We start from the raw sequence: 21,237 nt of genomic DNA on the forward strand, positions 1-21,237 counted from the left end.
AGGATTAGTGGATAATAAAAGGATCATTGGTTTTTTTAGTGACAGAGTAAACTTGCGGAGCTGAACCGTTTTTATTGCAAGAAAACCTGCCTCTGATCGCGGTTGCTTATCCAGTGAATGGCTTCGTTTAAGGTTTTCTTATGAAAAGGTTATTGTACTTGAGGAGAGATAAACTATGGGGAAATATTTTGGGACGGACGGCGTACGAGGGGTCGCCAATCAGGGATTGACGCCGGAGCTTGCATATAAAATCGGCCGCTGCGGCGGCTTTGTTCTTGCCGGGAGAGTGGAAAAACCGAATGTCGTGATCGGCCGAGATACGCGGATTTCCGGCCCGATGCTGGAGGCCGCGCTAGTGGCAGGGCTGCTGTCGATCGGCGCAAACGTCATCCGTCTTGGTGTCGTGACGACGCCGGCGGTTGCTTATTTGACCCGGACGCTGAAAGCGGACGCGGGAGTTATGATTTCGGCCAGCCATAATCCGGTTGAGGATAATGGCATCAAGTTCTTCGGGGCCGATGGCTTTAAGCTGTCCGATGAGACGGAGCTTGAGATCGAACGGTTGATGGATGCGGAGCTTGACGAGCTTCCGCGGCCGGTAGGCGGCGAGATTGGAACGGTTCTGGACAACGATCAGGCTAAATACATGTACCTGGATTACGTAAAATCGACGGTCGATTCTTCCTTCAAAGGCTGCCGCATCGTACTCGATTGCGCTCACGGGGCGGCCTATGAGCTTGCTCCCAAGGTATTTGAGGAACTGGGAGCCGAGGTGATCTCCATCGGCGCGGAGCCGGACGGACGCAATATTAACGAAGGCTTCGGTTCGACGCATCCTGAAAAGCTCCAGAAGCTTGTGGTGGAGCGGGGCGCTCAAATCGGGCTTGCCTTCGACGGCGATGCGGACCGCCTGATCGCTATTGATGAGAATGGCGAGGAAGTAGACGGCGACTATATTCTGAGCATTTGCGGACAAGCGATGAATCAGGCGGGCAAGCTGCGTCAGCAAACGATTGTGACTACGGTGATGAGCAATATCGGCTTTTTCAAGGGCATCGAGTCGCTTGGCATGAAGGCGGCCAAGACGGCTGTCGGAGACCGCTACGTCATGGAGGAAATGCGCAAAGGCGGCTATAATCTCGGCGGAGAACAGTCCGGGCACGTTATTTTCCTCGACTACAATACGACGGGAGACGGTATTTTGACTGCCCTTCAGTTGATGGATACGGTCGTGAAGTCAGGCAAAAAGTTGAGCGAGCTGAAGCAAATTATGCGCAAGTACCCGCAAACGCTGGTGAATGTACGTGTAGCCGACAAAAGCAAGCTGAAGGACAATGCCGCTGTGGAATTGGCGATACGCAAAGTCGAGGAAGAACTCGGCGACAACGGGCGCGTACTGGTCCGCCCATCTGGCACCGAATCCCTGATCCGCGTCATGGCGGAAGGACCGGACAAGGAGCAGGTGGAAGCTTACGTCCAGCAAATTGCCGAAGTGATTCAGCGGGAGTTGGCTTAATTCGCCTTTTTGCAGGAAATTTGAGTGCGTTAGACCCCCAGCCTTACGGTTTCGGGATCAGCTCCCGAATTGTGAGGCTGGGATTCTATATAAGGGCATAGTGCCGAAATAATTAATGAAAACACCATGAAAAATAGAGGTTGCACATCGATGGCAAAATGAATAAGATGGGATTATATTTATTCTGAAGAGAAAGGTGGGTAGTATATTTTGTCATACGAAGCGCCAGAACTGAGCGGCTGTTTCTGATGGTTTAAGTTTCTGCGAATCCGGTCCTTCCAGTCTCGGGTACTGCCGGGATCCGTACATTTTTTTCTTGGACAGCGCGGAAAGCAAAAGCATATCAGGGGGCGGCTCAGTTGACGAGGTGAAGGTGTTCGAAGGATTCGGCGGGGGCCTTCCGGTGATGATCCATACCGTAAGTCGAAATGCAAAACGTCCGGGCGACCGGGCGGACAAGAGTTCGACGGGATCAAGTGGAATGATTATGTGTTGTATACTGTAGGAGGTACTTATTCTATGTGTGGTATTGTTGGTTATGTAGGGAATCGTAATTCTCAAAATATATTGATTGAAGGATTAAAGAAATTGGAGTATCGCGGGTATGACTCAGCCGGTGTAGCCGTCTATACATCCGAAGGGCTTCAGGTCAAAAAATCGAAGGGCCGTCTGGCCAATCTGGAATCCAAGCTCGGAGAAACGCCGCTGAACGGAACGATCGGGATCGGACATACCCGTTGGGCGACGCACGGCAAACCGTCGGATGTCAACTCGCATCCCCATACGGACAATTCTCTTAAGTTTTCCGTAGTGCATAACGGGATTATCGAGAACTACATGGTGCTCAAAGAGGAGCTGGCGGCGCAAGGTCACGTATTCGTATCCGAAACGGATACAGAAGTGATTTCTCACCTGATTGCAAGCCTGTATGAAGGCGACATTGTCAAAGCCGTGCAAAAAGCGGTCAGCCGGATGAAAGGCGCTTATGCACTTGGGGTATTGACAGAGCATGAACCGGATAAGCTGGTTGCGGTTCGTTTATCCAGCCCGCTCATCATTGGTGTGGGTGAAGGTGAGAACTTTATCGGCTCCGATATTCCGGCGATCCTCGAATATACGCGAAATGTGTATATTTTGAATGATGGAGAAATGGCTGTTCTGACAAGAGACGGTGTCGAATTAATGACGATTGAGGGGAATTTTATTTCCCGGGAATTATTTCATGTCGATTGGGATATCGTCACCGCGGAAAAAGCCGGATACGACCACTTTATGTTGAAAGAGATCCACGAGCAGCCTAAAGCTTACCGTGACACCATGGGCTCCAGATTGGATCCGTCCGGCAAAAAAGTTGTACTGAATGAAGTCGGAATGACGCCGCAGCAGATCAAGGCAATTCGTCACGTTCATATTGTGGCCTGCGGAACGGCTTACCATGCAGGACTTGTCGGCAAATCGGTAATTGAGAAGCTGGCGCGTATTCCGGTGGAAACGGACGTAGCTTCCGAGTACCGTTACCGTGCTCCGATCATTACTCCGGAAACGTTGGTTATCGTTGTGAGCCAATCCGGGGAAACGGCAGACACGCTTGCTGCGCTCCGTGAAGCCAAACGCTGCGGTGCGCGTGTGCTGGCCATCACTAACGTAGTGGGCAGCTCGGTTGCCCGTGAAGCGGATGATGTCATTACCACTTGGGCCGGCCCGGAAATCGCCGTAGCCTCGACCAAGGCCTATACGTCGCAGTTGATCGCTTTCTATTTGCTCGGATTGTACCTTGCTCAAACACTGGGTTCGCAAGATGATGCCTACATCGCGGAAGTCATCGCCGAGTTGAAAGAGCTGCCTGAGAAGGTGGAGCGTATTCTCGCTCAATCGGAGGCCATCAAGAATGTGGCGGAGCAAATCGCCACGCACGACAACCTGTTCTTCATCGGCCGCGGCCTCGATTATGCTGTAGCTCTGGAAGGCTCCCTGAAGCTGAAGGAGATTTCTTATATTCACTCCGAGGCTTATGCAGCCGGAGAGTTGAAGCACGGAACGCTGGCCCTGATCGAAGAAGGCATCCCGGTCATCGCGTTGGCGACACAGGAGGACCTGTTCGAAAAGACGGTAAGCAACATAAAAGAAGTTACGGCCCGCGGCGCGCATGTATTCGGCATCCATTCGGAAGGGCATTACGAGCTTGCCAAGGCAGTCGATGAAGTGTTCGCCATTCCCGCAACGTTGCCTCTGTTAACCCCGGCATTGTCCGTTGTGCCGCTGCAGCTGCTGAGCTACTACGCCTCACTGGCCCGCGGCAACGATGTCGACAAGCCACGGAATTTGGCAAAGAGCGTGACGGTGGAGTAGTTAGCGATATTGGGTAGTTTTTGTAGTGTTGTCTGATAATAAAGTCGTTTAATTTATAATAAAGTTGTTTAATTCATAATAAAGTTGTTTAAAAATCAGCGGATCTGAAACAACACAGAGAATTACAATAACAACTTAGATGTAGAACCCCGCAATTTCAGATAATTGCGGGGTTCTTTTTTGTAACTAAGGGTGGTGTAAGTAATGTCCATTGGAGGACGCATCAAACAGATTCGTCTAGAGAATAACCTGAATCAAAAAACATTTTCTGAAGAGTTTTTCAATCTGATCTAAATTGGTTGATAAGTGATATGAAGATTTCACAAGAAAAGAATTGGACTGATGCCAATGATTCTGAAGTTGAAATGCTTCATAACTATAGAAAGCTTGATGAAATTGATAAGCAAGAAATTGTGTAGTACATAAACATAAAGCTTAGATTACGAGGTCAGAAAAATAATAATAATTTGCGGTGATTTGAATGGGATACGATGAAACAAACGAAGAGTATATTATCGAATTTCCAAAGAAGGGAAAACAGGTATTCACTGAAACTGCTGAATATTATGAGTTTGCTCACTTTGGGTGGGGAATAAAGTCTCAATTCTATGGTTATATCAGCGGATACAAAGGTGTTGCTGATATAGCTGTAGACTTTGCTGTTCGCTCAAGAGATATTAGAACAATTAGACACGTTTGTCTTTCCAATAATGTTTAACTATAGGCAGTTTTTGGAGCTGTCACTTAAGGCACTGTATTTAGGTTATTCCAATGATTCATCGAAACACAAAATATCTATAATCAAGGATGCTGGCCATAATCTAATGAAAATGTGGAACTACCTTGAACCAATTTTGATCGAAGCAAGCGGCAGTACTGCAGACAAGAATATGGTTTCAGTTGTAAAAAGCTATGTAGAGCAATTTCATCAAATGGATAAAACCTCATTTAGCTTTCGGTATCCAATAACAAAAGAGATGGTTCCTGTTTTTCAAGATGAACAACGTATTGATTTGATAAATCTAAAAAATTGTGTGCAGGAACTAAGCAACTTCTTTGATGGAATGGATGGATTACTAGATGACCAGAAACGGTCAAAAGAAGAAGCTGAAGCAATCATAAGAGAAATAAATGCAGAGATAGAAGCAGAATTTAGAGCCGAGATGATGAAAGAAATGAGATCAAATTATGATTGGGACTATTAAAGTTTGAAAAATCCGACTACCGATTTAATGTGTTTAAAATTCGGAATTCCGATAATACTAAATCCTGATAGGAAAACAATATCAGGAGGTAGCTTCAAATGAACGTCACTACAATGAATGGTATCGCTGTAGTAACCGCTGGTGGTATCCGGTTTTTGGACAAGTCCTACACCTGTCCCTTGGCCATTCAAGAGCGTTGGTTCGAGAAGGCTCATCTGAAGGGATTTAGGTTTGTGCCGATCTATTACCTATCAAACGAGCTCTCCCAGATTTACTTTCTTCACGATGATGAGATTGTAACTTGCTACGAGATTCATAGAGGACAGCCGTCATTTCAAAAGCTAGAGAAGTACTTCAGTAGCATTCAACGGTTAAAGAGGCAGAGGGCCCGAATCATTAAGCCAAACGTGGCTAATAAGGAGAACTAGATGGCTAAACGGTCTACAGGATGGACGGAAAACAAAATAGCCCGTTATGAAAAAGAAGGCCGTGGGAAAGGTGAATTCGGGTCGTACAAGCCTTGGCTAACGATTCAGGACGTTCCATCAGAAGGACGGTCACATCGACCTAAAGGATGGAAAACAAAGCGGATTCATCATTTGTTGTCTGACCTTGAACTGAAGTACTTTCATTGCCTGGAGTGGGCTGACGATGTTATCGACATACGCGAACAGTTTCCAATAGATCGTGAGGCAACCCTTAAGATTGCAGAAGAAAAAGGCATCAATCATCCAACGGATAACGAATCTGGTACACCGATTGTCTCCACCACTGACTTTCTAATTACGGTTAGAAGAAATGGTAAGATTGCATACCTTGCCAGATCAACCAAGCCTGCTAGTAAGGTTCATGACAAGCGCGCTATAGAAAAGCTTGAGATTGAAAGAGAGTATTGGACTAGACAAAACGTAAGTTGGGGTATTGTGACGGAACGGAATATTGAGAAAGTGTTTTCAGATAACATGAAAGTCTTCCATCCCGCTTATTTCGAATTAGAAGAGGATTTATATTCCCGTAAGGATGATCTGCTATATTATCTCAGTCAATTAAATGCACCTTTATCAAAAGAACTTTTAGAGTTCGATCGGTACTTTGGAATTAGTGAAGGATCTGGATTGGCATTATTCAAGCACTTGGTGGCAACTAAGGTAATTGGATTCGACATAAAAACTAAGAAATTTCATTCAAGAATTAATTCCTCTGAGTTCAGTTACCCGCACATTAAGGAACTAGGCAGGCGAGAAGTAAAATGATCCTTAGCGTTAACGAAATTCTTCAGGAAGTTGAAACAAACATTAAGTACAGGATTTTATGGGTTGATGAAGGGAATGCCATCTCCTATTTGATCGATATTAGTGATGAAAACGAAAAAGCACTCCCACTGAAGAGAAATTTATCAGAACTTCGGGAGGAGCTCATTATCGGTAAACTCATTAAGGTCAAAGAGGATCCGTATTTTTCAGTTGTTCAACAGCAACCGAATGAGAAGAATGCATCGTTGCGCGACGCAGCTTGGAATATGATAAAGGATTATACCAAAGATGAGCCCCGGATCTTCGAAAAATCCTATCGAACAAGAGTTTTTTCGGAAATTATGAAAGTCCATAATATTTCATATCCCGGCTTACGAAAGTACTTCCGTAAGTTCTGGCAACGGGGGAAAACTCCAAACTCCTTGCTTCCCGATTATCACAAGTCTGGAGCTAGAGGACAGGAACGGGAGATCAAGGATAAGAAGCGCGGTAGGCCAAGAAAGTATAGCGGAGAAGGAATAAATGTTGATGAGGCAACCAAAAAAATATTCTTACTTGCCATTGATAAGTACCTCTTAAATCAACAAGAGCTTAGTGTTACAAAGGCCTACGAGTTCATGCTTAAAGACCATTATGCTTCGGACTTTTACTACGATAACGGCATTCTTGTCATGGAGTTTGAGGATCCTAACAAGATCCCTTCAGAGAATCAGTTCCGATACTGGTTACAGAAAGAGTACAAACCGAAAGATACATTACTCGCTAGGAAGGGGAAACGAAAGTACGGTAAGGACCACAGAGAGTTACTGAGTTCCTCAACGGCTGAAGTTTATGGACCCGGAGCGAGGTTTCAAATAGATGCTACAACAGTGAATGCATATATTATTAGTCGTGACAATCCCAATTGGATAATTGGGAGACCTGTACTTTATTTGGTTGTCGATGTTTTTAGTCGTCTTGTTGTTGGTATGTATGTAGGATTGGAAGGGCCATCTTGGACAGGAGCTATGATGGCAATTGCCAATACTGCAATGGATAAAGTGAAATATTGCGCAGAGTATGGAATTCATATTACTAAGAGCGCGTGGCCTTGCGAGCATCTACCCGAGATTTTATTAGGTGACAGAGGCGAGCTTGAGGGATATCAACCGGAACGTTTGGTTGAAGCCTTCAACCTTCATTTGGAGAACGCTGCACCTTATCGTGCGGATTGGAAGGGGATCGTCGAGAAACGATTTGATGTAACGGACCAGAAAGTGAAGCCCTTCTTACCGGGTTACGTTCAGAAGGATGCTGCCGAAAGAGGGGCTCCTGATTATAGATTACAAGCCAGATTAACAATGGAGCAGTTCACCCAGATTATTATAAAGCAAGTCCTAGCCTACAATAGGAGTCATTATATAGAGGATTATCCACTCGACCGAGATATGATTGTGGATGATGTTGATCCTGTCCCACTATCCCTTTGGAGTTGGGGGTTAGAACATCGCACTGGTAGATTAAGATACTATACAGAAGCTCAGGTCAGATTCCATCTTCTCCCCCGTGAATCCGTTTCTGTCACCCAAAGTGGAATTCGATTCAATTCCAAACTATTATACAGCTGTGAACGAGCGATTACGGAAAATTGGTTCTCCACAGCCCGTAATAAAGGTGCTTGGGATATTCAGATATCTTACGATCCCAGAAATATGTCGAACCTCTATTTCCTTAACGAGCTGACCGGGGAAATAGAAGCGTGTTACTTACTCCCGGATAGTCAGATTTACGAAGGCTTATCATTGGATGAGATCAAGTATCTTATTGAACAGGAAAAAATGAAGCGCGCCCAACTGAAGCATGAGGAACTAAAGGTTCAACTTGGCTTCATGGAGGATGCCGAACAAGATGTAAAAAGGGCTGTAAAAGAAGCTGAGAGCGGTCGTACGTATGGATTAAGTAAAGCAGCGCCAATCGGGTCTATTCGGGAAAATCGGAAGAGTGAAAAAGAATCCCGTAGAAAAGAGGATTCGTTCAGTTTTGTCAATCATTCCGAGACGCAAGCTGAAGTGATCCCTTTCAACAAGGATCAAAACGAAGATGAATACAAAAGACCGTCCATCAAGGAGTTATTGAGGCGTCGGAAGGAGCAGAGAGAATGACATATAACCCGCTTATTCAGACAAATGAAGTGTCTGCCAAATGGATTACAGCGGAATATCATCCTCAAGAACTTCCAGATTATCAGGGGAACGTGTTAATTGAGGCCCTCCCTCCTATCCTTAGTCAGGACGAAGCCTATGACAAACTCATGTTTATGCCTCTATACGATGAGAAGGAAAGGTCTTTATCACCTGAACTGCGTTTTAATGCATTGTACCGGCTGCAACAGTTTTTCCAGCCAATCTCCCAGCACCTTGATTTAGAACGGCGGTTTTCACGGTTGCTTAGATCCGGGTACTTATCCAGGAATCCGGTAGACCCCACACATGTGATGCAACTTACCAATATGCCGACTGCTAAGGTTCGATCTACAGCTTCCAGTTTCACACTCATGGGTTTTTCAGGAATGGGCAAAACAACGGCAATAGAGCGGATCTTAGACCACTATCCACAATGCATCGTACATAAGGCACCTATCAACAAGCTGCAGATTGTCTGGTTGAAACTAAATTGTCCACATGATGGTTCATTGAAGTCTTTATGTATGGATTTCTTTGCGAAAGTGGACGATTTGGCGGGTACGAATTATTACGATAAATTCGGTGGTTCACGAAATTCAATAAGCTCCATGGTTACTCAAATGGGGCGTGTTGCTCGGCTGCATTGTATAGGGGCTTTAATCATTGATGAGATTCAACACTTGTTAACGGCCAAAGATAAAGGGTCCGAAAAGATGATGAATTTCTTCGTGACGCTTATCAATGAGATCGGTATCCCCATCATGCTAATTGGTACCATGAGAGCCAAGGCTGTTCTTCAGCAGGATTTCCGTCAAGCGCGCCGCGGCAGTGGTCAAGGGGATATGGTGTGGGAACAGATGCCACCAGATGATGACTGGGACATGATCATCGAGGAAATGTGGAGATATCAATGGATTCGGAACAAAGTTCCCCTTACGGATGATATCCGGGGGAGTTTGTACGATGAGAGCCAAGGGATAGTTGATGTAGCTGTAAAACTGTATTCATTGGCCCAAGGCAGAGCAATTGAAACCGGTAGAGAGACCATTACAGCACAGCTCATCACACAAGTAGCCAAGGAAGACCTAAAGATTATACAACCGATGATTCAAGCGTTAAGATCCGGTATCGCCAGTGAAATCGAAAAGTATGCCGACATTATGCCTATGGACTTGGCTGGATTCCTTGATAAACGAAAGTCCAACATTGATTTAAGGGCTGTAATTCAGAAGAAAAAAGAACAACAAGAGGAAAGTCGCAAGCAGTTTCAGGTGTCTGTCGTTGAAAAGGCCATTCTGGCATTAGTATCATTAGAGTTCGACCCATCAGAAGCGGAGAAGCAAGTACTTCAATTAATTAGGGCAGAGCCCAGTTTGACGCATTTAGAACTGGTTCAACGTATAATTGCTACCCCTCCTGAAAAGAAGGTTTCTAAAACCACTAAGACATTAGAAACCAGTAAGAATGTGCTACTCCATGTCATACAGATGGGAAAAGAAAAGCACAAAGATGCTTACGATTCGTTACACGAGGCCGGGTGGATCAAGTCACCATTTGACGAATTTGCGATTTGAGAGGGATATAGATGCTGGGATTCATGCCCCGATTATATGATGATGAATTGTTATACAGTTGGTTGGCTCGATACCATCTCTATTCAGGTAATGATGGTCCCAGCCAAACTATGAAAGAGCTTTTTGGAAGTGAGAGGGCTATCGCAGTAGCCGACCTTCCAACCAACCTCGTTCACCTAAACGAGAAAGTGAAACATTTCACTGATAGTCGGGCTGAGGATCTGCTATTGAAGCATACTTTTTTCCTTTACTACACAAACTTCCTGACTGAATCTCTTAAGGAACGAATTCAAGAGAATATGCTTAAAGGTCAAGTTAAGGGTTCCTCCCATATGCTCACGGGTATGATGGCAAGTTCAATCAAAGAAAACCGATACTTTCGGTTTTGCCCCATTTGCAAGAATGAAGATCTCAAGACTTACGGTGAAACATACTGGAGATTAACTCATCAACTCCCGGGCGTACATGTATGTACGAAGCACAATGTACTTTTACAAGATAGCCTTCAAGTGTTTAGGCCGGATAACAAACATGCATTTCACGCTGCTACAAGGGTTAACTGCATTCCCAAGCTGGAACAAGTTCATTTCACGGGTAATACATTCAAACATTTATTGGCCATTTCCGAAGACCTGGTATATCTTAGCCAGAATGCATTTGAGATATCTGTCTCGGGTCTGGAGGATCTGTATAAATCCAAATTATTGGAGCAAGGGTATGCTTCATTTAAGGGAATTGTTGATCAGCAAGGGCTTGCAACACAAATGGAGTGTTACTATGGTCGGGAGACTCTACTCTATCTTCAATCGGGGGTTAAACCTTCTGATGATTCATTTTGGTTAAAGGCAATTACAAGAAAGCATCGTAAAGCCTTCCATCCGATCCGCCATGCTCTTCTAATGCGTTTCTTGGGTGTATGTATACAAAACATTCATTTAGGCTCTAAAGTGCCTTTAAAGCCTTTTGGTGATGGTCCATTTCCATGCCTAAATCCGGCTGCAGAACACTTTCACGAAAAGGTTATAAATACCGTTCTCATTACCAAAGGGGCCAACAACTGCCCCGTTGGTCACTTCAAGTGTTCATGTGGGTTCCATTATATGTGGAAGGGGCCGGACCGTACTTCTGAAGACCTGTTTAAGATTGACCGAAAAATTCAGCTTGGCCAAGTATGGCAGACAAAGTTGCAGCAGCTAATTCAAATTGAAAAGGTTAGTTTCAGAGCAGCTGCCCGAATATTACATGTCGATGTAAACACCGTGATTAAATATTCAGAATCTCGTTTTACCGAGCCTGCTGCAGAAAGTACGCCTCGAAATTATGAGTATCTTAAAGAAAGTAAAAAGCGGGAGTGGTTGGAGCTTCGGAATATGAACCCCGAACTAACAGTAACGGAATTACGGGGTCATGCCCACGCGCTCTACGCATGGTTGTATCGAAACGATAAAGATTGGTTATTTGCAAACGTACCAACGACAAAGGTAAAGCGGACAAACACGGTGGCGAAAGTCGATTGGCATAGAAGAGATATAGATATCTATAACTCGATTGTTGCTTTGCTTGAAAATTGGGATAAGACCTTAAATAAACACCCAACTCGAAGGACGATCTCAAGTATCGGAAAGTCCATTAACAACAGGGCAATCTTAGAAAAACAACTCAACAAATTGCCGAGATGCAAACGGCTTTTATCCGATGTGTGTGAATCCATTGAAGAATATAGGTTAAGACGAATTAATTGGGCGATAGAGCAATTATTGGAGCAAGGGATGCAACCTGCAGCCTGGCAGGTCAACCGCTTAGCTGCCGCACCTAAAGTAGATGATCAATTAGTAATGAGTATCTTGAATCAAGTTAAAGCTCAGAGGGGTTATATTAATGACCAGGATTTCTCCGTGGCGGTTTAATGAGAAAAAGGTAAGGCTTATCTGGTACGGTGATGTGTTTCAGGAAAAGCAGACCTGGAAAATTGGTGTATGGTTTGATGTAGATGGCGTGCCCGTGATGGAAAAGTACCCAGTCGGATTATTACCCCAACTAAGGATTGCTCAATGGTTTCATGATGGTAAACCCTTATCAACACAGAAGGATGGTACTATCAATTCTGTTCAAATAGCCGACCTGTCCCAAGGGCATACAGTCGACTCATTAGCCCCTTGTAGACGTGTTGGTTATTACCTTTATGCGAAACAGATGATGATGAATAACAAAATGTGGGCTATTCCCGAGGGCAATATAACCTATTTTATTCCGTATGTTGAGTTACTAAGGGTTCTCTTTGCAACAGCAAAAGAGATATCCAATGCCATTTTTCGCCCAAATGGATTGGCTTATCTCGTCGATCAAACATCCAAAGTAGGAAATGAACTTAGAATTATGTTCAGCGCGAATGTGGCCAAGAATTCACTTGAAGATGACTTTATTCGTCAGATTGCCTGGATCGTAAGCGACCAAAGTGTTCAGACTTCATTTGAATCGGTTTTCTCATATATCTACGCACAGAATAGTCGGAATTTTGGAACCGCTCTAGAGTTCCAAATTCCTCCACTGTGCAATTTAACTATTCATTATCGTGGGATAAGTAAGGCTAATGAGGTGATAGTCTTTGAGATTCTTGGGATTGACGGTCTAGACGATGGCCTAATACGAATCGATATTAAGCACCCATTACTCAAGGAAAAGAGATATGTGAACGGGATCAAGAAAGGTGTCTATTCGAAGAAGGAGCCGGATGAATACCAAATCCAAACCGATACTCCTGAGGTGCCTAAGGTCGATACAAATCAACCAGTAGTAAAGGCTGATCCAACACGGCTAGGATTTATTAATAATGTGGTGATTAGAAAACATAAAATACCCTCTCAAGTTATTAAGAGAGGAACAGATATAGCAGTAATAGGTGGCCGCGGCGGAGCGCTCGTAGAAGCTGGGGTCAATGAGTCTTACCCTGGAGGCACTCTTCAGCCTGTCGATATTCAATCTCTTGAGGTCGACAGTACAAAACAAAATGGTCTCGAGGAATTCTTGGCCATGATCAGATACCTTGAGGCTCACTTCAAGGACTTGAAAATCGATGTCTCAATAGTTGATCTCCCCAGCAACCGGCGTTTTGCATATCTTGATAATGGCCAGAGACGTAAATGTGCTGTGGTTAGGATTACAAAAAACAATCGGATTACCTACGTAATTGAACCAGCGAGACCGGACGATCATTCGGTGACAACCCTGCTGCTTTATCCCGAGAACAGAGATATAAAAGAACATGATGAGAAAATACAACAAGTACTAAGAAAGTTGGTTAATAACCAAGGGCATTGGCCTCAGACCATTGGATTTGTGAGAAGTAAAAAACTTCGACATACTGTGAAGCTTCATTTTGAATGGGCGCAAAAAATATATAATCATATTGGGTAATAGCCTGTTCCCTGGGCCTTTAGTTTGTCAAATGAGTTTCCAGTTGGCAGGAATGTTGCAACGAATGTCGAACCATTAAGTTTATTGGATTTTTATGTTAGGGGTGCAGTTGAGTATGCCTACATCAGAAAAAATTATGCCATCTATTCTTGATAAGGAAATAGACTCAACAGAAGCTGATGCCTTTGGTCATAGACACTTTGCAAAAGCGTTGCAGGATATAATTGAGTCACCAAAAAACCGCCCACCTTTTACTTTGGGCTTACTTGGAAAATGGGGTGTCGGGAAAAGTTCAATAAAGACACTTTACCTATCTTCTTTCAATGAATTGGGTGGGAGTGTAAGAAAGCAAAAAGTGTTTCCTATTACGTTTAACGCGTGGAGATATGGCGGTGAAAATATAAAGCGGGCGTTGCTTCGCCATGTTTTTCTATCGCTTGGTGGCGATGATACCTTATTATCGGATGCTCTCTTTAGACAAATCCAACGTGTTCAAGCGGAGAAAAAAACATGGAGAAACACATTGCACGAGATTTTTGATATATGGGGTTGGGGGATTGTTCAAATATTATTAGTAATAATAATTTTTTTTGCCACACCGCTATTTATAATCTCGCGATATTTTGATTTTTCAAATGAGTGGGCAGTACTGGCCTTAATTGGTATTCTTGCTTCTGGAAATGTAGGCATTATTAAATATCTGTTTGACCCAAAGAATTTTATTGTTCGTAGATACTCAAATGTCACAAAGATAGAAGCACCTAGCTCAACTGCTGAACAATATGAAGATCTATTATTAGCGCAACTTAACAATTTTAAGTCTGGGAAAACAAGCATTAAGTTTGGAAAAACATGCGAACGTATAGTGGTATTCGTCGATGATTTAGATAGACTATCATCAGACGAAATGATCAATGGACTTGACGCAATACGTTCTTTTATGGATATTCCAATTCCACAAGATATAGGTATAATATTTGTTATTTCTTGCGACGAGGAACGAGTAGCTGAAGCACTAGCAGGACGCAAACGTGATAAAAGTTCCGACCTTCCTGGGACAATTTTCAACAGAATGGATGCCCGACGCTTTCTTGATAGAATATTTCAATTCCGATTAGAAATACCCCAGTTTCCGAAACGTGATATGCGAAACTACGCTATGAAAAAAATGACTGAGGAATTACCGGAATTAATAGCTGACTTGGAACAAAAAAATGTGCATTTTGAGAGTTTGATAAATAGGATGATTCATGTAGGTGTACAAAGTCCGAGAAATTGTTTGCAAATAATAAATGCTTTCGCTCATTCTTGGTGGATTGCTAAGCAGCGGGAAAAAGAGGGAGCTGGAACAGACCGACCTGGAGGGCTTCAAGAAGGAGCGGTTACTGATCATCCTATTTCTTTAGGAGTTTTATCAGCCCTGAAAGTAGATTTTCCTGATTTTTATAGTGATCTACAAAATGATTCTGAACTTATTGGTAGGTTTATGAACGTTGTGATACGACAACTGCCAATTGATGATCAGCCAGAAGCTGCACAAATCGTTTTGAAAAAGTATTATAATGTTGAACAAAAAACAATAAAGAACGAGTATAGAATGCTTCGTCAATTTTTGGCCAGCCTTCAGGGATTACATTGGCCTTCATCTTTACAACCACTTCTTCTACTTACTCAGGATCCAAGGACTAGAAAACTTGGGGATAAGGCTCAAGCGATTTTTGATGGTTTTGTTTCTGGTGATTATCAGGGAGTAGTTGCTGATCTGGGTAGAGATAAAGATACTGCCCTCTTATCCACTGATGATGCGGTAATGCTACAAGAATTGTTAGATGAAGTAAACAGTGATGTTGAAGACCGTAAAGATAACGGAGCCTTAGTTATAGCCAAATTACTGCCTCGGTTTCCCAACTTAAATAGAAAAGCTGTATCAATTTCATTAGCTAGACGATTAGTTGAGTCCCCGGGATTACGTTGGAGAATTGGCGTTTCGAAAATAGGAGAGGTTTTAAGTGAAGCACTCCCTCCTGAACGCAAAGCTCTAGCAGGAAAATTAATACAGGACCTGCTAAGAATTGAATCAGATATCTCCTGGCGACTTGAAAGTGGTGAAAGACCCTCAATAAATGAAGCAGTGGAGATTGTAAAAGATGCATGTCTATTGATTTTAGGTGTAAGAAAAATAGATGGACTATATTCATCCGATGATAAGTTGTTTTTGGAATGGTTAGAAGTTAGGAGCATTACAATTGGGAAAGAAAATTATGAGTTTCCCATCAATATACTAGAAACCTGGATGGATGAACACGAAGAACACTTATTATTCGACCTAGGTGTCCGATACATAGAATTACTATTGGCAAGAATAAAAGTAAATAAACTCGATGATATTGATATCGAAAAAGTCTTGGTAAGATTTAATAAGTTGTTTCAAAGACTACGTGATTCAGGTGAAGAAAGTCGGTCTGAGTTGTGGAGACTGCTAGCTGATTTTGTCTCAGTTAAGGTTGAAGCATTTGTAAAAATAAGTTGGGAAATCATCGTTAACAGTTTCTCAATAATAGACAAACAATCCCTTGGACTTTTTTTGGAAAAATTTTCAGAACGACTTAACAAAGATATGGATGATAAGGATTGGCAATTAGAGGGCTGGGAAGAGGCAGGAATTGCTTTACTTAAGGTGTTAGAAGAAATGAAAAAGCAAATTAGTGAACTGAATTTCCAAAACCTTATTTCGTTATGCAACAAGTGGTCTGTCGAAGAGGTAACTGGAAAATATGCAGTTTTATTATTGGATATCTTGTTTAAAGTAAATCAAACTAAAGCACAAGAAATATTGAAAGTTTGGTCAGATTCTATTCTTACAGAACTAACAAATGAATGTGTTAAATGGCTTGGACAAAATTACAGTAAATTATCAAGTGATGTAAAGAATACTTTAAATACGCATATTGCTCAAGTTCATAGTCGTGGTACAAATGAAGTTACGAAAGAAGAAGCTAATCAGTATAAATTATTTATGGACTCACTAAATAAAGAAGATGTCAATTCAGATCTAATAAATCAACATTTACAACAAGTTTATTCAAGAATGACACAAAATTATAACAATCCAAATAATTATCTGTATAGAATACTTCCCGCAGTCATAACAAAAATACAGCAGGTACCAAAGAATATTGTTGGTCAAATGATATACACTTTGTTTGCAAATACAAAAGGGCAGACAAGTTTGTACGGATGGCTTCACTTAAAGTTTGCACAATACTGGCCAAAACAGGAACCTGAGTATACAAATTACAACCCGCAGCAAATATTTAATGAAGCTAAAGCTTTTTTGGATAATTATTCAAGTACCGATAAAAGCTATGGATGCTTACGGTCTATGAGAAACATGATTAAGCGGGGCATAGTTGGGGAAGATTCAACCAATTTACTCATGGATGCGGCGAGCAAAGTATGGAACAGTCATCGTGAAGATGCAGTGGAAACGTTTCTTGATTTTACCCAACTTCCTACTCCTACGGTTTTATGTAACTTAGCGGATAGTGTAGTGGAGGATGATAAAGAGGCGTTATTAAGAGTATGGAAACATGCCGCATCCCACGCAAAAAATGATTACATTTATGAAATGTCAAATAGAATCCTAGCTAAGCAACCAGTTAATTGGAAATCAGAAGCGGATGTAACATTAACTCTTTGGATTTCGGTATTGTCCGATCCCGCACAATTTTTATACAAATTAGTAACCGATAATAGCTTAAATACTGACCAGAGGAAACGTGCGTGGGCTCAAATCAAAAAATCTTATAGATTGCTTGGGGCCGATTTTTTCTTGAAGCACTTAAAAGACATTGTTGCTAGTTATCAAGATATTGAGGGAATACGTGATATTCTAAAGTCCGACTCGATAATTAATGAATTATTCCCATCAGTTAAAGAAAAAAATCTGCTAAGTATTGTATTGCTTGAGTGTTTCATTATGGTCGATTCAATTGAGTTGAAGAATAGTTTTGCCCTTTGGATACAAAAAAATGGTGGATCTTCGATTCTCGGTAAGCTGAAGGAGTTGGCTGATCCAAGCGATGATGATCTTGAGGTACTGAAGCAGCATTTCCCTGATTCAAAAAAGTTAGCAAAATTTATATCGTAATTCATAGACCCCGATATTGAATATGCGGGGTCTTCTTACATACCAATATTCCTAAATTTGTTAAAAGTTTATTTTTAGTAACCAAGTGGTTAAGGGGGATATTATGAATAACGACCTGTATAGATTAATTCCATATAATTTCGAGGGGATTTCGTACGCTCTTCCATCAAACTCCTCAGAGAGATTTAAGCGGCACATTAAAGCTTCTTTAATTTCTTATATAAGGTGTGAATATAATTATGAAAATATTAATGAAATTCTAGACAACTTACCAATAGAAAATAGTGATGAGGATGAAATCAATTACTATATCGCTCAAGATATGATCATTGGAATAATTGAGAACCTACAAAAAATAATAAAAGTGTTATTGAAGAAAATTAATAATGAAACTGGAATTTTACATTATTGCATTGCGATGATGAGATTACAATCTACTTTCGAAAGCTGTTTAATATTACTAAGGAATGGTTATTATATTGAATTTTCGCCATTAATTAGACTAATATTTGAACAATTAGCTTGGGCATATTCTATATTCGATAAAGACCAAGAATATATAAAAAATAGCAGTGTAACTCTGTCTATAAAGTGTTTAAATGATTTTAAAAAGGGGTTAAGTAAGAATTATAAGAGGTATTCAGATGAAGCTCATATGAATGTTTCAGAGATTAGTGAGTATTTGATCACAGATGAAGAAAAATGTTTAATAGGGGTAAAAAGAAGGTCCGGTTTGAAAAGCAGGGAAAGATTTGTGGATATTGTACATCTTTGTGAGCTATATATACTTTCACTAGAAAAAGTAATTATATATAAAGAATTGTTAGACGCAGAATTAGAAGATGAACTGGTTCCATCGGATGGTAAACCAATAACTATCCAAGAATTTATTGAAACCTCAAAACTGTCATTAAATATGATCATTAATTTATATTTGTCTGAAGAAAATGCCACATCAAGTGTTAATCAAGGTTGGAAATTAAATTATTCTGATAGTATTTAGGGGTATTTCAAGCATAAATAAAATCATGATATAGATAAAGTCTGATATTTCGAAGCCTACATGACTCGGAAGAGGGGATTAATATGGACTTTGAGATTATGAAACGTTCCTTTTTTGAAGGTTTCCGGAAGTTAAGGAATATGTCTTATTGGGAAGGTTGTTTCCATGCTGATGAAAATTGTAGCGAAAGAATTATTAAGGCTCACTCAATACAAAATAACAAGATACTAAATAAAATTTCCGAAAACGGGGAAGTTTTAATGTTTGGAAACGACATCGATGAATCTCTTGGCTTAAAATCTATAATGAAGAAAGAAGGGAGGAAGCGAGCCACAACATTCACTGGCTTCTGTGGTCATCATGATACGACCATATTTAATCCGATAGAAAATCTTGACTACCAAATTGGCAACAAGCAACAAGAATTTTTATTTGCCTATCGAGCATTAGCACATGAATATCATGCCAAGAAGAGTACTGTTGAAATGTACAAGAAGATGCTTGAGTTGATTAGTAGAGAAGAGTACTCAGAATTAAATAAAATATTTGAACATCAAGGTCCTCCTAGCCCAGAACACCTGGCATTTATGAGGATGATGTTTTCTGCTGCTTTGGAAGGTTCGGAAGATGCGGAAAATCGATTAGAGATTGCTAGAAGCAGAATGAATGGGTTCCTTGATACTGGGAATTTTGAGGAGGTTATAACTGAAGTAATTGAGTTCCCTGAAGAGTATCATATTGCGACATCGGCTACTGTAATTATCGAGAAAGATCTTGAGGGTGCAACAGTAAATGATTTAAGTGACTTTGAGACAGCCCTTGCTCCTTTATTTGTAACTGTATTTCCACAAAACAACAAAACCTATGTTTTATTAAGTTATTTGAAAAGAAATCGAAGACGATTTCAATTTATTGGAAATCAAATTTTGAATAAAAGTGTTCCCGAGAAAAAGGTGATTATCTCCAATTTGTTGATATCATATATCGAAAATATTGCTATTTCCCCGATTAAATGGAGGTTATTAAGTCATGAGATCCAAAATAAGATAACAGTCGCATTCTTAAATACTGCGACGCAAGTTGAAAAACCTTTACTTCATGACAAACAAATTGATGTTTTCGTTTTGTGATGGTAATCGGGTTTAATTAGATACTGAAAGTAAAGAAATAAGCCCCGCGGCTTTTTACACTTAATGAATTCGCAAATTATTAAACATCTTTATTATAAATAAAATTATAGTTAAGGTTTAATTAGAATCCAAATTAAACAACTTTATTTTGCTGTATTCAGCTTGCTGGGGTCGAAATATCTTGATATAAGCTGCGTTTTTTAAACAACTTTATTATGAAGCAACATGTAGACAGCTAATAAATCCCGTCCTGGGGCAATAAAAACTGTCCAGAGACAATAAAAAATGTCCAAGAAGCCGAGCATGGTTAGGGTTTTGCCTGGGTCCATGCTGGGCTTTTTCTTTTCTTAAATCGTATAAAACGAAGAGTTAAATTGTTTTTTGAATCTTATGGTAAGGAACTACAAGAAGATTATTTAGAAATGGTATTGCTACGATTAGAAGGTTTATGTAAAACAATTAAAAGAAAAGCGAATGAAGGTGATCTTGCTTTTCAAAAGATGATAGATGAAGGACATATTGAACATTATCAAAATGATATTAAATTCATTACTGAACATGGGAATGAATGGATTTAGGTCTTATTCCATTTAAGGGCGCAATTCTGGAACTAGGGATTAGCGCCATTTTCTTAAGAAAAGGGCCAGATTCTTGAATTGATTGTACTAATAATGAGTTTCACCTTCTGTAATTGTAGACTACAATAATAATTTTAAAAGAGCAACGCTGAATCTGCGTTGCTCTGCATTAATCCTCAATAGAATGCTTACTATTGTTTATTTCTTTCGCACGGGAAGCCAAACTTCACTATAAGCGTAATCTTTTTTATGCTTATCCATTTTAGTAAAAGAAAAAGTAGGAGCATTGATTACTTCGTAATCAGAAGAAGGAAGCCTGTAACCGTCAAGTCCATTTGAACATTTTTCGATAAATAAGATTGAACACTTTTAGCTGAAAATCGTTTGCCGATGTTTAAGACGATAACTGTCACCTTGCAGTTGAATAATTTCACTCTTGTGTAGGATGCGGTCTAGGATTGCCGTTGTAATTGCTGGATCACCAAGCAGCTCTGCCCATTCCTCGGGCCCCTTGTTCGACGTAAGGATGATGGAGGTTTGGCCGTAGAGCTTGTTGACGAATTGAAAGAATAAGTTTGCTTCGATCCGATCCATTGCCATAAACATAAGATCATCCATGATCACAAGGTCAGATCGGTAAATCCGCTTCATTTTGTATTGGGAGGCCCTTGAAATGGCCTCCGTTTTTAGCAGTTGAACCAGTGCGTCCATGGTCACAAAGCTAACCTTATAACCCTTCTTTAGGGCCTCCACGGCAAGGCCAATCGCAAGATGTGTCTTCCCTTTATGGAAAAATTGCCATAACGGAAATTATCGAAAGAATTTGGTTATGGAAAGATTTTCAGTAGCGCCTTAGAATCATCGTTAGGCATTTCCGGAAATCTTTCCATAACAATTATGAAT

13 protein-coding genes and 2 pseudogenes are annotated in these 21,237 nt (G+C 41.1%); 14 read left to right on the plus strand and 1 reads right to left on the minus strand.

The window, feature by feature from the left end:
• Positions 1–175: 175 nt before the first annotated feature.
• The 14 genes and pseudogenes from glmM to BLT35_RS21090 all read left to right on the plus strand — a co-directional run.
• Positions 176–1,516 carry a phosphoglucosamine mutase gene (glmM, locus tag BLT35_RS21030; RefSeq protein ID WP_074729656.1) on the plus strand — a complete coding sequence of 447 codons (1,341 nt, stop codon included), beginning with the start codon at positions 176–178 and terminating at the stop codon, positions 1,514–1,516.
• A gap of 519 nt (positions 1,517–2,035) precedes the next feature.
• Positions 2,036–3,865 carry a glutamine--fructose-6-phosphate transaminase (isomerizing) gene (glmS, locus tag BLT35_RS21035; protein ID WP_062410419.1) on the plus strand — a complete coding sequence of 610 codons (1,830 nt, stop codon included), beginning with the start codon at positions 2,036–2,038 and terminating at the stop codon, positions 3,863–3,865.
• Positions 3,866–4,346: 481 nt separating this feature from the next.
• Positions 4,347–4,583, plus strand: a complete 237-nt coding sequence (locus tag BLT35_RS26560) for a hypothetical protein (RefSeq protein WP_139170838.1) — start codon at positions 4,347–4,349, stop codon at positions 4,581–4,583.
• Positions 4,576–5,070, plus strand: a complete 495-nt coding sequence (locus BLT35_RS21040; RefSeq protein ID WP_175472027.1) for a hypothetical protein — start codon at positions 4,576–4,578, stop codon at positions 5,068–5,070. Before BLT35_RS26560 ends, BLT35_RS21040 begins: the two co-directional genes overlap by 8 nt.
• A 98-nt stretch (positions 5,071–5,168) precedes the next feature.
• Positions 5,169–5,498 (plus strand): hypothetical protein, encoded by a 330-nt coding sequence (locus BLT35_RS21045; RefSeq protein WP_074729658.1) that lies wholly within the window; start codon positions 5,169–5,171, stop codon positions 5,496–5,498.
• Positions 5,499–6,323 (plus strand): heteromeric transposase endonuclease subunit TnsA, encoded by an 825-nt coding sequence (locus BLT35_RS21050; protein ID WP_074729659.1) that lies wholly within the window; start codon positions 5,499–5,501, stop codon positions 6,321–6,323.
• Positions 6,320–8,464: a TnsB C-terminal domain-containing protein gene (locus tag BLT35_RS21055; RefSeq protein ID WP_074729660.1), complete on the plus strand. Its 2,145-nt coding sequence runs from the start codon at positions 6,320–6,322 to the stop codon at positions 8,462–8,464. The genes BLT35_RS21050 and BLT35_RS21055 overlap by 4 nt, the downstream gene beginning before the upstream one ends.
• Positions 8,461–10,059 (plus strand): ATP-binding protein, encoded by a 1,599-nt coding sequence (locus BLT35_RS21060; protein WP_074729661.1) that lies wholly within the window; start codon positions 8,461–8,463, stop codon positions 10,057–10,059. Before BLT35_RS21055 ends, BLT35_RS21060 begins: the two co-directional genes overlap by 4 nt.
• 11 nt (positions 10,060–10,070) lie before the next feature.
• On the plus strand, positions 10,071–11,966 hold the full coding sequence (locus BLT35_RS21065) for a TnsD family Tn7-like transposition protein (protein ID WP_074729662.1): 1,896 nt from the start codon (positions 10,071–10,073) through the stop codon (positions 11,964–11,966).
• On the plus strand, positions 11,938–13,473 hold the full coding sequence (locus BLT35_RS21070) for a Tn7-like element transposition protein TnsE (RefSeq protein WP_074729663.1): 1,536 nt from the start codon (positions 11,938–11,940) through the stop codon (positions 13,471–13,473). Before BLT35_RS21065 ends, BLT35_RS21070 begins: the two co-directional genes overlap by 29 nt.
• A gap of 115 nt (positions 13,474–13,588) precedes the next feature.
• Positions 13,589–17,623, plus strand: a complete 4,035-nt coding sequence (locus BLT35_RS21075) for a KAP family P-loop NTPase fold protein (protein ID WP_074729664.1) — start codon at positions 13,589–13,591, stop codon at positions 17,621–17,623.
• 103 nt (positions 17,624–17,726) lie between these two features.
• Positions 17,727–18,626: a hypothetical protein gene (locus tag BLT35_RS21080; RefSeq protein WP_074729665.1), complete on the plus strand. Its 900-nt coding sequence runs from the start codon at positions 17,727–17,729 to the stop codon at positions 18,624–18,626.
• An 83-nt stretch (positions 18,627–18,709) separates the two neighbouring features.
• Positions 18,710–19,756: a hypothetical protein gene (locus BLT35_RS21085; RefSeq protein ID WP_074729666.1), complete on the plus strand. Its 1,047-nt coding sequence runs from the start codon at positions 18,710–18,712 to the stop codon at positions 19,754–19,756.
• 350 nt (positions 19,757–20,106) lie between these two features.
• Positions 20,107–20,334 (plus strand): annotated as a pseudogene (locus BLT35_RS21090) (aminoglycoside phosphotransferase); the annotation flags it as partial.
• Between the two features lie 369 nt (positions 20,335–20,703).
• On the opposite strand, the pseudogene BLT35_RS21100 reads toward BLT35_RS21090, so the two are convergent.
• Positions 20,704–21,117 (minus strand): annotated as a pseudogene (locus BLT35_RS21100) (ATP-binding protein); the annotation flags it as partial.
• Positions 21,118–21,237 lie beyond the last annotated feature (120 nt).

The sequence above is a fragment of the Paenibacillus naphthalenovorans genome, assembly GCF_900099895.1.
In the GTDB taxonomy this organism is placed as follows: domain Bacteria; phylum Bacillota; class Bacilli; order Paenibacillales; family NBRC-103111; genus Paenibacillus_G; species Paenibacillus_G naphthalenovorans.

Excerpts from the sequence above, each read along its gene's own strand:
- glmM (WP_074729656.1), top strand. The coding sequence starts at position 176 with ATGGGGAAATATTTTGGGACGGACGGCGTACGAGGGGTCGCCAATCAG.
- glmS (WP_062410419.1), top strand. The coding sequence starts at position 2,036 with ATGTGTGGTATTGTTGGTTATGTAGGGAATCGTAATTCTCAAAATATA.
- BLT35_RS26560 (WP_139170838.1), top strand. The coding sequence starts at position 4,347 with ATGGGATACGATGAAACAAACGAAGAGTATATTATCGAATTTCCAAAG.
- BLT35_RS21040 (WP_175472027.1), top strand. The coding sequence starts at position 4,576 with ATGTTTAACTATAGGCAGTTTTTGGAGCTGTCACTTAAGGCACTGTAT.
- BLT35_RS21045 (WP_074729658.1), top strand. The coding sequence starts at position 5,169 with ATGAACGTCACTACAATGAATGGTATCGCTGTAGTAACCGCTGGTGGT.
- BLT35_RS21050 (WP_074729659.1), top strand. The coding sequence starts at position 5,499 with ATGGCTAAACGGTCTACAGGATGGACGGAAAACAAAATAGCCCGTTAT.
- BLT35_RS21055 (WP_074729660.1), top strand. The coding sequence starts at position 6,320 with ATGATCCTTAGCGTTAACGAAATTCTTCAGGAAGTTGAAACAAACATT.
- BLT35_RS21060 (WP_074729661.1), top strand. The coding sequence starts at position 8,461 with ATGACATATAACCCGCTTATTCAGACAAATGAAGTGTCTGCCAAATGG.
- BLT35_RS21065 (WP_074729662.1), top strand. The coding sequence starts at position 10,071 with ATGCTGGGATTCATGCCCCGATTATATGATGATGAATTGTTATACAGT.
- BLT35_RS21070 (WP_074729663.1), top strand. The coding sequence starts at position 11,938 with ATGACCAGGATTTCTCCGTGGCGGTTTAATGAGAAAAAGGTAAGGCTT.
- BLT35_RS21075 (WP_074729664.1), top strand. The coding sequence starts at position 13,589 with ATGCCTACATCAGAAAAAATTATGCCATCTATTCTTGATAAGGAAATA.
- BLT35_RS21080 (WP_074729665.1), top strand. The coding sequence starts at position 17,727 with ATGAATAACGACCTGTATAGATTAATTCCATATAATTTCGAGGGGATT.
- BLT35_RS21085 (WP_074729666.1), top strand. The coding sequence starts at position 18,710 with ATGGACTTTGAGATTATGAAACGTTCCTTTTTTGAAGGTTTCCGGAAG.